Raw genomic sequence first — 13244 nt, forward strand, 5'->3', positions numbered from 1 at the left:
AATTCATGTGAATTGGCTCTTCTTTCATGTATCATGTTTTATTAATAATTAGGCTGAATATAACCTAATTTTATTCCCTTCGTAACAGCTTCTAAAGAAGAGGAAACATTTAATTTATCAAATACGTGTTGAATGTGATTAGAGATTGTACGTTCGCTAGCGTATAACATAGAAGCAATTTCTTTGCGCTTATAGCCATCACATAGTAATTGTAAAATTTGTTTTTCACTATGAGTTAATTCTTCAATTATTTCTGTAGAGGTTGGAAAATGAAATGCGCCTTTATTAATGTCACTTAATATTTGCACCAATACTTCAGGTGAAATATTTTTATTAATAAAACCACTTACACCTAATTTTTGAGCTTCATACTGGTAAACAGGTAAATCATAACCGGTTAATATAACTATTTTTGTATTACATTTACTATCCAAAATCATTTTAGCTACTTCCAAACCATCTTCACTACTGATATTGCTCAAATTAATATCTAGTAAGATAATATCTGGTTTAAACTGATTGATAATTGTAATGACATTTTCGATATTTTGTAATGAGTGAAAGGCATCTATTTCAGGATAATCTTCTAAGGCTATTTCTAAGCTTTTTGCAAACAAAGTGTGATCATCTATTAATAAAATGTTTATAGGAATCATCTCCTTTCATCGGAATAAAAATAGTAATGCATAAACCAGAAGGATTACTATTTGAAATGGTCATTTCACCATTCAATAAAAGTAGCTGTTCTTTAATTGAATTCAATCCTTTATGACCATTTAGTATATCTGCTTCGGTAGTTGCTAAACCTTTACCATCATCTTTCACAATAAGTTTAATTTCATCATTTTCTTGTGTTAAATGTAAATATATCTGTGAACAATTTGAATGTTTGAATGCATTTGTTACTAGTTCTTTTAAAATTCGATATATAACAAGGTGATAGGGTTCTACTAAAAATAAGTCGTCATTACACGTAAAGGATATATTAACATGTTTCATTTCATATTTTTTTTGTATCATTTTGAGTAAGTTACGATAATTTTCTTTTAGTGTAAGTGTTTTTAATAGAGTTGGATGATACTCCTGCATTTCAATGCGTATTGTATGACTTAAGTTGTCCAGTGTCGCTACGATCATGTCATGAATTTCTTTTTTGTTAGATTTGTTCATCATATTTTTAACAGCTAATATGTCTTGTAGTATTTCATCGTGTAAATAATTAGAAAATCCACTTTTTAATTGTTCTTCTTTCATTATTTGTACTAAGTTATGAACATAAGAACTATCTGGTAAAGTTTTTAATTCTTTTGTATTCAAATTTGAGATAGTGTTTTTTGTGTCTTGAAATAATAATGTGAAATAAAGCTGAACGAACCAAATAATTGTATGTATAAAAATGAAATAAGTTATCATATGAAATTGAAATAGTACCCCAAGTACACTCATAAAAATAAAAATGCATAAAAACATAAAAGTGATCGCGCCTTTTTTTAAGGGGAAATACTGTTTCATAGACATATGATTTTTAAAAGCTATTGCATGAATACTAAATAGGGGGAACAAAATTATTATGTACCATCCTAAATTATTTACATATTCGGGGCTCTTTCCAAATAACGTAACATATACGATAAAAGGAACGATAAGAATTGCAGTAGATTTAAGTAAATGCTTTTTTTCACTTTTACAAACAAATTGTATTCGTTTGTAATGTTGCAGGAACAGAAAAATAATACAACTAACACTAATAAGCCATTGAAATGAAAATAGAACGGAAAATATTCTATCGTTTATTAAGTATGCGCCTAATGTTAGTAAACAAATAACTCGTAAAATCCAATCCTTTTCTTTTTTATAACTATAAATAGAATCTTGGAAAAAGAATAGGAGTATAAATTGCACGATCTTATATAGAATCAAGACACTAAGCAGTGTACTGAACGTACGGAAAATCTGTTCATCATTCAGTGTAAGTAAAAACTGCCAAGAAGTAAAAAGTAGTAAACTCGAAAACTGTGATAATAGAGTATTGTTTTTTAAATTGATAAAACTAATATATGATCCATAAATGGACATGATCGTTATAAACAGTAAAGGGAGTAATTTTGCTGTTCCTATAATATTGTTCATTGAAAATTCATAGCATAAAAAAATAATCATACAAAGTTGGTTAATTAAAATTAAAATTTGTTTTTGCTCATAGTAGTTTTTCATAAATTCACTTACCTTTGTTAGATTACATACAGATAAAGCTGATGTTTTTTATTTATCATCAGCTTTATTTTTAAGTGTCTATTTTTTATTGTTAAATATAATTTTATAACATGCTCTTTTTGTTAACAAATAATAAACGATATATACAACAGTAAAAATGATTACGGCGAAAAGAATTGGTAATATAAACGCACTACTTTTTCCTAATAGGTCATCCATTAACGCGGTTTTATAGGCAACTAATGCAAAAATGCTATGTGCTAATCCTAATATGTATGGAATGCTAAACAAGCTGAAAATCTCTTTACTTATTATTCTTTTTATCTTCTTTTTGTTATAGCCCATTCTATTTAAGATAATAAATTCATTTTTATTTGACATCATACTTGAAAGGTTATGAAAATAGAGAATACTGCCTGTTGCAATAAAGAAAATGATAGTAACGAAACTAATGAGTAAGAACGTTGAACTATTTTGCTGAATAATATAATCATTTTTTTGGTAACTGCTTGTAAAATACATATTATTTTTAAATAGTGGGGCTACATGTTCATAAACTGCTTTATTATTCCTCATATCTTTTCCATTAAAACTCACTATCGTTTTTTGTGGTAGCTCTAAAGTTTTTATTTCTTTATACAGTTGATCCGAGATAATAAGTGTTCCTACACTATTTGCAAATCCAATGGGATTAAGTAATGTAGTGTCTTTCACTTTAACGTCTATACTAGTTGTAGGAGTTACGTTTAAAGTATATATTTTCCCTTTATCTAGGTCTTCTTTTTCAGGACGATATTTTACTAGTATACTTTCATCTTTAGCTAAATGATTAAATTCTACATTTTTATCTTGAACATGTATTAACTCTCTGTAATCAGACTCAGAGATAAGATCAAATCCGTTCTCCTTTTTTATACTATATTCTTTTGGTAAACTGTCAGAATTAGATTTCACGTTAATAATGGTTGTTTCGGTATAGTTTATACTTTCTTTACCGATAGTTTTTTGTACAGTTTGTAGTGCTTTATTGGCTACTTCTTTATTTTCTAATGGAAATTCAATAGCTGAAGGTACGATACGTTCTGTAGCGGCAACCGGATAGTAAAGTGTCAGTAGAGTAGAACTGAAAATAGCTAAAGTTCCAGCGGTTAATAATGTTAACAAAATTAATGTTTTTGCTTTTGAACGGATTTTAAATATAAAGTTTGGGATGACAATAATATTGGATTCTTTATAAAACCATATTTTATTTTTCTTTAGCTTTTGAATCGTATATGGTAAAAAAGAATGAATAAAGAAGATTGTCCCTAATATTACACTGAACATTGTCACGAGAGCGATTGGTGAAAAGCCAATTGTTTTCCACAATGATTTTGTGCCTCGTGTAATATCGATAGCTAAGAAATAGCCAATTAAAATTAAGAATAATCCTAGTAGTGAAAAAGCTGTATTAATTTTTAACTTATTTTCTTCCTTTTGTTCCATACGTACTAAAGTTAGTAAAGAACTTTTTCGAAGGATAATCCAGTTTGATAAAGATAAAACAAAGAGAACAGCAAAAATAAAAACAAAGGTGAATAGCACGGCATCAAGATTAATAAATGGTACTTTAGAAGTATTTATTTGTAATTTTAGTATTTTAATTATTGCTTCCACAATTCCTTTATGAGCAATAGAACCAAAAATAATTCCTACAAGTAAGGCAACAAAGCAAATGACAATATTTTCAAAAGTTAACAGTGTTAGCATCGTTGATTTTCTATATCCTAAAAGGGAGTAAATGCCGAGCTCGTTCATTCTTTTTTTCATAAAAAATGTATTAGAGTATGACATATAGAATAGTACAAATGCCATAACAAAGATCGCCACCGTTTTTGACATTGTTTCTACTCTACCGTCAGACGAAATTTTTTCCATAACAATGTCGTTCATGGAAAAAGAGATAAAGGAGAAAAATACCATCAGTACAAAAGCTACTGAAATAAAATAGAATGAATAGAAGGAGAAGTTATTTTTTAAATTCTTTTTTGCGATTGTAAATAAGCCCACAGTTCAATCTTCCTTTCATATTTCTAGTTATATCGATGTTCATCAATTTTAGAGATTTCTTTTAATATTTCTTCAAAAAATTCTTTTCTATTTTGCTTATTTTTCTTTAATTCTTTTATAATGTTCCCGTCTTTGAATATTAAAATTCTACTAGAAAAACTAGCTGCATAGGCATCGTGAGTTACCATTAAAATTGTAGTTTGAAGCTCCTCGTTTACCTCTTTTAATTTTTGAAGTAGTTCTGTTGCAGAATTTGAATCTAATGCGCCTGTTGGCTCATCTGCAAATAAAATACTAGGTTGCTTCGCAAGGGCTCTTGCAGCTGCAACTCTTTGTTTTTGTCCACCCGACAGTTGACTAGGATACTTGTTTAATTGCTCAAATATACCAAAACGCCGTGCTAAACTTTCTATTGTTGATTCAATTTCCTTTGGTGATTTTTTTAACAGAGTAAGGGGAACCGCAATATTTTCCTTTACTGTTAAGCTATTAAGTAAAAAATACTCCTGAAAAATAAAACCTAAATAATCTTTCCTAAAATCAGCAGATTTATTATTGTTAAGCGTTTGGATATTGACCCCGTTTATAAAAACATCGCCATCTGTAGGTGTATCGATAGTGGATAAAATATTTAATAAAGTCGTTTTTCCAGATCCAGAGGCCCCCATGATACCTACAAATTCGCCCGCTTTAATATCAAATGAAACTTTATTAAGTCCAGGTAATTGGTTTTTGTTATAAATCTTTGTTACATCCCTTGCAGATACTAATGCATTCATTTGATTTACTCCTTTTCGTCTATTTATATATAAAGTGTATCTTTTGATATATATAGAAGCATGAGTAAAAAGCGCAACTTTGTATTACGAAATGGTGTAACTGATAATAAGTGGAGAAAAATAATTTTGTTTTGTCTTTTATGAAGTTGTATAAGTAATAAAAAATAATAGATACATCATGATAAGGATATGAATAAAAGAAGTATGGTCATTAGCCTGTGAAAAGAGGGAAGTGCAACATAATGGACATAAACGTTGCTTATACATGTAAAGTAAGATGTCATAAAAATGAATAAAGACTGCTAATTTTCCTGCACTTTGATTATGTAGAAATAGGGGGGGATGACATGAAAGACAATACGCCTAAGAAAATCTTATTTATTCAATCAGGCATTCCTTTTTATTATCCAATGATTGAAGAAGCAATTTTGAATAGTTTACAAAAGGTAAACAGTAATACAATTATGGTGAACCCAGAACGAGCGATAGAAACCGCATTAAAAATGAAACCGGATTTTATTTTGGTACTCAGTGGTTTAAGCGAGGGATTTATTAGTGTCATGCCAGTACTAAAGAGTGCCGGTTTTACTACTGGACTTTGGCTGACAGATGATCCGTATTATACGGATGTAACACAACATCTTGTGCCGTATTATGATTACATATTTACGCAAGATTTAAATTGTATCAAATTTTATAGAGGGTTAGGATGTAACAATGTATTTCATCTTCCGTTAGCAGCAAATCAAGATGTGTTTAAACCTTCTCATAAAGGGGATACATATAAGTATGATCTTAGTTTTATAGGTACAGCATTTGAAAATAGACTTACCTTTGTTGATTCTATTTCAGAGTATTTAGCAGAAAAAAACATAAAAATTGTGGGGTTCGGTTGGGAGAAATTAAAGAATTATGAGAGATTAAAGGATAAAATACAACTCTTGCCACTTGCGAAGTATGAAGATGCGTTACAATTTTACGTATCGACTAAAATTAATATAAATTTACACCGTTCACCAAATGATCAGGAATTGAATTGTAATGCTGCAAATATTCAAGCCTATTCAGTAAATAATAGGACATTTGAAATTAATGCCGTAGGTTCTTTTCAACTAACTGATATACGCCCAGATGTAGCAAAGCATTACATACCAGGCGTTGAAATAGAAACGTTTAATAGTGCACCGGAGTTTATACAAAAAGCGGAGTATTATTTGGAACATGTACAAGAGAGAAAACAAATAGCAAAAAATGGGCTGAATAGAACTTTGAAGAATCACACATATGATAGACGTATATTACAATTATTAAACTATATTAATTTCATAGGCGTGAAGATGCAGTCTAATCATTAATAGAACATGCGGTTTATGATTTAATGAGAGAAGAAGATAATTAAAGTGAAATGGCATGCTACTGACGATACCGATAGAAGTGTAATTAAGTTTCAATATACGGTGTGTCAACTACCCCCACTGAGATGAAACGTTTCAGTAGGGGCTTGAGTTCGAACGCTAGGTCTTTTCGTCTATCGCTAGACAGTCTGACGCTCTAACATTCATGCCACCTTACGGTAACACCCCAAGTATGTTTTTGGTTGGTACTGGCAACGAACGATTGTTTTCCCACTTGCACCACCCTTTCGAAAAAGAGCAGTTCTTCCTTCTGGAAGAAGCCACCACTCAGATGAATCCGGCGTGTGCTACAAGCCCCGACAAGTCGAGTACACATGGATGGTTGACGCACCCACTAAGCTATGCGCGAAGCAACAGCCTTACGTTTTTGAACTTCTAATAGAATCGGCGTTTTCACTTTGAGGTTGTCATCCAATTGTACAACTCTTGATTTTTGCAATGTATTCAATGCACCATTAATATCAGCATGGATACATGTTCCTGCCTTACTTTGGTACAGGCCACGAGTCATTCGTTTGCCACTAAAAAGATAATGCATCTTATCATCCTTAGACCAAACTGGAACCGGATCTTTATCCAGAAAACTAGCTTTTGAAGTATAGCTTTCTTCTTGTTTAAAAAATCGGATGCCTTCTTTTATACATTTATTTTCAATTGCTGCAATCAGTTTATAAAATGGGATTTGAACAAACTTTTGATTATTCTTTTTCCCCATATCAGATTTTTGTTTCCAACCAGCGTTATACCCTACGACAACCGTATCTATGCCAAATGCTTTCACTTTTTTAAACAACAGGCCTACCGTTTGTGAAATGTAACCATTTATTTGTCGTTCTCGTTTATGCCAAAGTGCAGCCATTTTATTCGTTACAACTCGTTTTGAAATTCCGTTTTCAACATTTTTCTGTTGTAGATTACGTATCATTTTATTGAAGTATTGGTTTATGGATTTTAATTTTTTCCCTTCAATTAAGAAAGTATCACCTGTATTTGTTGCGCAACTTACTAATCTATCTACACCTAAATCGCAACTCAAAGCGTTACTCGTAGTCGTGGATTGTTTCTTCATTTGAGAAACGTGCAGTTCATATGTGTAATGCACCTCAAAGAACCGACCTTTTTGCTTCGGTACAATCTCAATGTAGGAGATTTTTTTATTTCTTACGTTTTTAGGCATACGTATTTTAATGGAACCGAATTTTTTTCTGAATGCAACATTCATCGGAATCATCCAATACCCTTTCTCATCCACTTTAGGAACTTGATAGATTTCAATGATTCGTTTGTCAGTGGAACGAGAATAATTTGGAAACTTCGGACGCCCTGTGAACTTCTCAGGATTTTTCTTCCACTGTTTCAACGCTTTAAAAAAGCTCTTCACTTCTGTAAATAAGGCTCTACGAATCGCTTGGACAGAGTTTGATTGCATGCCCCAGTAATTCATATCGGCTTGCATGGCAGTGTCCACTTCTTTTACAGTAGCCATCTTGTTATGATCCAAGTAACTTTGTTTAATCATGTACAATCCAACATTTCGCAACGCTTTAGAACTATGTGACATGCGTTGCAGTAAGCGGAATTCTTTAGCCGTAAGGCAAGCTCGTCCGATATTCTGTTTCTGCGTGAATCGTTGCATGTTTTCTCGTTTCTTTTGTTTACGTAATACTTTCACTGCTTTCTTTCTAGCCATTGTTTTCACCACCGTTCTTAGAATGTTCATTACTTTTGATAATTCAATATTTGGAACGAAATGTAAAAAAAGTCTTCATCGTAATTCCTTTTGGTGCAAGTAACCGGATGATTATTATTATCCAATTTCGTTGTCTTACGATATATTCCCTCCTTATCTAAGAGCAGATTGTATCGTAAGACAAAAAGAAACAAATATTGGTCCCGGGAACATTGTTATGAACGAAACAAAAGAGTTCAGCCTACCTTCTGACGGCAATTCATCTCCACCTGAATTGTTGGGTTTCACCCGTAACACAAATCAGATGGAGTCTTCTTGCCGAAAAAGATAAAACGTTGCAATCTCATAAAATTAAAAGCGATATTTTATTGGTGTATTGCGATCTTCCAGATAATTATTTGAAAATAAGAGAATTACAAATTACGGAATTTAGAAAGCATATTGATATTACGACGAAGCTGTATACAGATACAGGGCACCTAATGCATTGGGATAGACCAGAAGAGATTGCCGAGGATGTTTTAAATTGGTTCATATAAAGAAGGTCCGTTGTTCGAATTTGAGCAACGGATTTTCTTTTGAAAAACTTAATTCAAGAGTGAAAGAAGGACAAGCAAGAGCATTAAAGTTCTATCGCCAATTCTTTTTTTGATATAATAGATGCGTGGCAGAACATAGATAGAAAGATACTGCTAGTAATTTATACTTAAAATGTAGGGAGCTTGAACAGAGTTATGGGGACAGAAAAAGAAATTAGTTCCGCTAAATTAATATGGAAGATGACGCGCCCGCATACATTAACGGCGACGTTTTCTCCTGTAATTTTAGGAACAGTAGCATCACTGTATGTTACAGACATTCATTGGCTTTTATTTATTGCGATGATGGTTGCATGTTTAGCATTGCAAATAGCAACGAACTTATTTAATGAGTACTATGATTTCAAACGTGGATTAGATACCGCTGATTCTGTTGGCATCGGTGGTGGAATTGTCCGTCATGGATTGAAACCAAAAAATGTGTTAACAGTTGCGCTTTTATTGTATGTAGTAGCAGCAATTATTGGAGTTTATATTTGTATGAATAGCAGCTGGTGGTTAGTCGTTATCGGTTTAATTGGGATGGCGGTTGGCTACTTATATACAGGTGGTCCATTACCAATTGCGTACACTCCGTTTGGAGAATTAGTTTCTGGATTGTTAATGGGGACATGTTTTGTACTCATTGCTTTCTTTATTCAAACGAATACGATAACGATTGAAAGTGTATTGATTTCCATTCCAATTGGAATTTTAGTCGGTGCAATTAACATGTCTAATAACATCCGAGATATCGAAGAAGATATTAAAGGTGGAAGAAAGACATTAGTAATCCTCCTCGGGAGAGAAAAAGCAATAGTAACACTAGCTGTAGCCTTTTTCATTGCTTATTTATGGATCGCGGTGATTGTATTGATGGGTTATATAAGCCCTTGGGCATTAGTTATGTTCCTAGGTTTGAGAAAGCCAATCTCTGCTATTCAAAGTTTCAAAAAAGGAGCAAAAGATCCCGGGTATATGCGCATCGCAATGAAATCAACAGCGATGACAAATACGATTTTCGGCTTCTTATTATCAGCAGGATTATTAATTAGCTACTTGTTTTAAATAAAAAATCTTGTAAAATAACTTAACCCTAATTTCTCAATTTTAATGTAGAGAGATTGGGGTTTTTATTTTTGATTTCTTTAATGTTGTAAATTTGAGTTGTACTATAACACTAGAGATCACTTAATTATCTCCTTTAAATAACTTTGTTAAAAGGGGGTATATTCCAAAATATTTTAAGATCAGAGATTTTGATGAGGTTTTTTAAAAAAACTCTTTTGGTACGATTGTCATAACAGAACAAGGGAAACCAATTGCCATTCATTTGCCTTTGGGGTTAAATAAAAAAGGTGATGATTACTATATTATTGGGCATATGACCTATGGAAATAATCGGTTGGAAATATTCGGGGATCATGGAGATGTACTTGTTGTGTTTCAAGGACCACACGCTTATATTTCCTCTTTTCGGTATAGAAAGGAAGAAGTTCCAACATGGAATTATCAGGCCATTCATGTATAGGGTACAGCAAGCATTTTAGAGATAGATAAATTAATAGAAGAACTAGCAATGATGCTAAAAAAGTATGAAGAAAATCGTGAAAATATAGTTTTATGGGATGAACTTTCTCCTTAGTTATTAGAACGAGAAGTAAAAGGAATTGTTGGATTTAAAATTAAAGTGCAAGAAGTTCAAGCTGCATATAATTTAAGCCAGAATCGTAAGGAGAAAGATTATTCTAATATCGTTGATAAATTGCAAGCGAAAAAAAATCCTGATTCTCAGTAAATGGCAAAGGTGATGACAAAGAGGGTTAAAATTATAAATCAGTGCTATAGGACACTTTATGATTTTTTAAGATATAGTTACTTTAATTGAATGAGAAATATAAAAAGTAGATTTCCTGTACGTTAAGTGAAGTGGCATTTCATTCACATAATCCGTATTATCTGAAGTTAATAAAGTCTATTACACTCTCTTCTTTAAGAACGTTTCCATAATATCCTTCTTGAATCTTTCATAATCAAACTGAAAAGCTACATTATGCGTTTTATAGCCTGGATTAGTAACAAAACGAAAGTCTGCAATACTTTGACCAAATCCTTCTCCTTGATCAGGAATTACTTTAATGGGTACTCTTGAAAGACCAACAGCCTCTTGATTCAGCAAATACCACACTGTTACAAAATCATGCATAGGGCTTCCACTTATACCAGGATTAGACTTGGAATAGAAATTATAATAATAGTCTAACATAGGTTTGAGGATGAGCCCTGCAAGATCCTGTGTATTTCGATGAAATGCATCGATTTGTTGGACCATTTCGGGTGTAACAATCGCATGTTGAGTCACATTTAAAGGGATAATTGTCAAGTTCTGTGCATGCTGCAGAATTAAGTTTGCTGCATAAGGGTCGGCGTAAAAGTTAGCTTCAGCTACAGCAGTTACGTTACCTGGATAGAAAAAAGCTCCCCCCATGCAAATGCATTCTCTTACGTTTCGCATTATTTCTAAATTCAATACAAAAGTCGTAGCTAGCGAAGAAAGTCTTCCTAAATTGATAATTGTAAGATCTTCCAAATTTGATTCTATAACTTGATAAATATCATTTAAAGGATAAACTGGATATGAAATTTCAGGTGGAATAATAGGCCCTAATCCAACTTTTCCATGTACCTCAGGGAAATACTGAATCAAGATACCTGTCAATGGTACAGAAGCACCAAGGAATACAGGTATCTCTTCTTTTCCCGCAATGTATTTCAAATAGTTAATATTTCTTATTACATTTTCTCTTGATACATTTCCATAATCGGCTACAATTCCTACAAGTTGAATATCTTTACGAAAAAAGGTGTACAGTATAGCAAACGCATCGTCAATCCCCAAATCTGTAAACAGGAGAACCTTTTTTTGCATAACTTTTCCTCCAAAATTTATATAATCCTACTTTCACTAATGATGAAGTAATCAGGCTAAGCTTGTGTATATATATTTTATGTATTCTGAAAGAGTACATTCTATTCACTTGAAATAGTCTTGCTCATCTAAATTTGATATTATGTTCAAACGTAAGCTTCCGTTCTTAAGTTGATAGTCATCTGGTACTATCCCAATATACGTAGCGAAATAGGATTTAAATGCTAGATAGTTATTTATTTAGCTCCATTTGTATTAATCGTCATTATTCTTGCACTGAAATATTTAATGAACGTTGCAGATACGACAAAAGCAAGATTGGATATTTGTAAGTGTCATTTTATCAACGATTGATTTTGGTTGTATTTTATTTGAATTTAGTAGTGCAGGAAGTAAGGGATGGGATCATCCGATTGTTATTACAACAATTATTACCGGGGTACTTGTTACACTTTATTTTGCTTACGCCAAATAAAGTGTAACGATCCACTATTAAATTTATCCGTATTTAAGTATAAAATTTTTACTCTTACATCAATGATAAACGTACTCATCACGATGATTATGTATGCTGATTTAATTCTTTTACCGATATACTTACAAAACGGAAGAGGCTTTACCGCATTTGAATCAGGTTTATTTCTATTATCTGGAGCTGTTATTAATGCATTCTTATCACCTATTACAGGTAAAATGTATGATAAATACGGAGCAAAACCACTCTTTATTACAGGGTTAATATATTATTTCGATGTGGGGTGTAATTGATTTAACTGAATCCACAACGTATATGTATGTAATGGTGCGCACTATTATTTTACGAATTGGGTTAAGCTTTATTTCGATGCCATTAAATACAGCAGGACTAAATGCTTTACCTAGAGAATTAGGTTCACATGGTTCAGCGGTAAATAATACGATTCGTCAATTAGCCGGTGCTATTGGAACAGCAGTTGTTATTACTATATATACGACTCAAGCAACTTCACATGCTGCAGAGTTATCTTTGGAAAAAGGAAACATTACAGCTATTCAACTAGCGAAATTATCTTCTATTTTCGGCTCAAGTGATGCGTAACTATTTATGTTATTCTTATCTTTCGTAGCATTAATCTTTGCATGTTTTATGCCTAAAAAAGTGGCAACTCAAAAATTTGAAAGTGAAGCACATAATTAGAATAGATTATAGAGTTGTTTAGAAAGTATATGATGAGAGAAAAAGCAAGTGATCTAATATGGAGGTCATTTGCTTTTTCTTTTTATTTGTTTAGGAATTTAACTTTATCTTGTAGAGATATCAAAGGAGAAATGAAAAATTACACCTACAACAATTAAAAGATTGATTATGCATGTAGAGCTCTTATTATTTGTCCTAATCTCATTTTAGAATAAATAACTTATAGAAAAAATTGAATAATTTTCATGTGGAGGGAGATTTTAAGAAGGATGTCGAGGGTATATTTTCCTGTTGTTTTTTAGATAAATGATTACTTAGCCAGAAACTACTTAGTGGAACGGTTTGTAAAGATTTTCTGTCAAGAAATCACTAACACTTAGCTCCAAGTATAAAACATAAACCATTCGATAAAT

Annotated in this window: 8 protein-coding genes and 4 pseudogenes; 6 read left to right on the forward strand and 6 right to left on the reverse strand. The window is 32.0% G+C overall.

Annotated elements, in window-relative coordinates:
• Positions 1-41: 41 nt before the first annotated feature.
• From MNO09_RS14620 to MNO09_RS14635, 4 genes are all read right to left on the reverse strand, one after another.
• Positions 42-656 carry a response regulator transcription factor gene (locus MNO09_RS14620; protein ID WP_088107333.1) on the reverse strand — a complete coding sequence of 205 codons (615 nt, stop codon included), beginning with the start codon at positions 654-656 and terminating at the stop codon, positions 42-44.
• The gene (locus MNO09_RS14625) at positions 625-2214 is read right to left on the reverse strand and encodes an ATP-binding protein (protein ID WP_000801104.1); all 1590 of its coding nucleotides are present in this window, start codon (positions 2212-2214) and stop codon (positions 625-627) included. The genes MNO09_RS14620 and MNO09_RS14625 overlap by 32 nt, the downstream gene beginning before the upstream one ends.
• A gap of 78 nt (positions 2215-2292) precedes the next feature.
• On the reverse strand, positions 2293-4263 hold the full coding sequence (locus tag MNO09_RS14630) for an FtsX-like permease family protein (RefSeq protein WP_000522535.1): 1971 nt from the start codon (positions 4261-4263) through the stop codon (positions 2293-2295).
• A 23-nt stretch (positions 4264-4286) separates the two neighbouring features.
• The gene (locus MNO09_RS14635) at positions 4287-5042 is read right to left on the reverse strand and encodes an ABC transporter ATP-binding protein (protein ID WP_078183324.1); all 756 of its coding nucleotides are present in this window, start codon (positions 5040-5042) and stop codon (positions 4287-4289) included.
• 347 nt (positions 5043-5389) lie between these two features.
• Here MNO09_RS14635 and MNO09_RS14640 point away from each other — a divergent pair, with 347 nt between their 5' ends.
• Together MNO09_RS14640 and MNO09_RS14645 are read left to right on the forward strand one after the other, a co-directional pair.
• Positions 5390-6397, forward strand: a complete 1008-nt coding sequence (locus MNO09_RS14640) for a CgeB family protein (protein WP_000654565.1) — start codon at positions 5390-5392, stop codon at positions 6395-6397.
• A pseudogene (locus MNO09_RS14645) lies at positions 6394-6502 on the forward strand (alpha/beta hydrolase); the annotation flags it as partial. The gene MNO09_RS14640 and the pseudogene MNO09_RS14645, both read left to right, overlap by 4 nt.
• Positions 6503-6791: 289 nt before the next feature.
• Here MNO09_RS14645 and MNO09_RS14650 read toward each other — a convergent pair.
• Positions 6792-8147 carry an RNA-guided endonuclease TnpB family protein gene (locus MNO09_RS14650; protein WP_000101439.1) on the reverse strand — a complete coding sequence of 452 codons (1356 nt, stop codon included), beginning with the start codon at positions 8145-8147 and terminating at the stop codon, positions 6792-6794.
• 329 nt (positions 8148-8476) lie between these two features.
• Between MNO09_RS14650 and MNO09_RS14655 the strand changes: the two are divergent.
• The 3 genes and pseudogenes from MNO09_RS14655 to MNO09_RS14665 all read left to right on the forward strand — a co-directional run.
• Positions 8477-8686, forward strand: a pseudogene (locus MNO09_RS14655) (alpha/beta fold hydrolase); the annotation flags it as partial.
• Positions 8687-8881: 195 nt separating this feature from the next.
• Positions 8882-9793: a 1,4-dihydroxy-2-naphthoate polyprenyltransferase gene (menA, locus tag MNO09_RS14660; protein ID WP_000536389.1), complete on the forward strand. Its 912-nt coding sequence runs from the start codon at positions 8882-8884 to the stop codon at positions 9791-9793.
• Positions 9794-10019: 226 nt separating this feature from the next.
• A pseudogene (locus MNO09_RS14665) lies at positions 10020-10523 on the forward strand (FMN-binding negative transcriptional regulator).
• 180 nt (positions 10524-10703) lie between these two features.
• Here MNO09_RS14665 and MNO09_RS14670 read toward each other — a convergent pair.
• Positions 10704-11654 (reverse strand): nucleoside hydrolase, encoded by a 951-nt coding sequence (locus MNO09_RS14670; protein WP_001170289.1) that lies wholly within the window; start codon positions 11652-11654, stop codon positions 10704-10706.
• A gap of 228 nt (positions 11655-11882) precedes the next feature.
• Here MNO09_RS14670 and MNO09_RS14675 point away from each other — a divergent pair.
• Positions 11883-12831, forward strand: a pseudogene (locus MNO09_RS14675) (MFS transporter); the annotation flags it as partial.
• Positions 12832-13244: the final 413 nt, after the last annotated feature.

Origin of the sequence: Bacillus sp. N5-665 (genome assembly GCF_022637375.2) — a bacterium.
Taxonomy (GTDB): domain Bacteria; phylum Bacillota; class Bacilli; order Bacillales; family Bacillaceae_G; genus Bacillus_A; species Bacillus_A wiedmannii.

Coding starts and splice junctions, on each gene's coding strand:
- MNO09_RS14650 (WP_000101439.1), bottom strand. CDS start 8,147: ATGGCTAGAAAGAAAGCAGTGAAAGTATTACGTAAACAAAAGAAACGA.
- MNO09_RS14670 (WP_001170289.1), bottom strand. CDS start 11,654: ATGCAAAAAAAGGTTCTCCTGTTTACAGATTTGGGGATTGACGATGCG.
- MNO09_RS14625 (WP_000801104.1), bottom strand. CDS start 2,214: ATGAAAAACTACTATGAGCAAAAACAAATTTTAATTTTAATTAACCAA.
- MNO09_RS14635 (WP_078183324.1), bottom strand. CDS start 5,042: ATGAATGCATTAGTATCTGCAAGGGATGTAACAAAGATTTATAACAAA.
- menA (WP_000536389.1), top strand. CDS start 8,882: ATGGGGACAGAAAAAGAAATTAGTTCCGCTAAATTAATATGGAAGATG.
- MNO09_RS14640 (WP_000654565.1), top strand. CDS start 5,390: ATGAAAGACAATACGCCTAAGAAAATCTTATTTATTCAATCAGGCATT.
- MNO09_RS14620 (WP_088107333.1), bottom strand. CDS start 656: ATGATTCCTATAAACATTTTATTAATAGATGATCACACTTTGTTTGCA.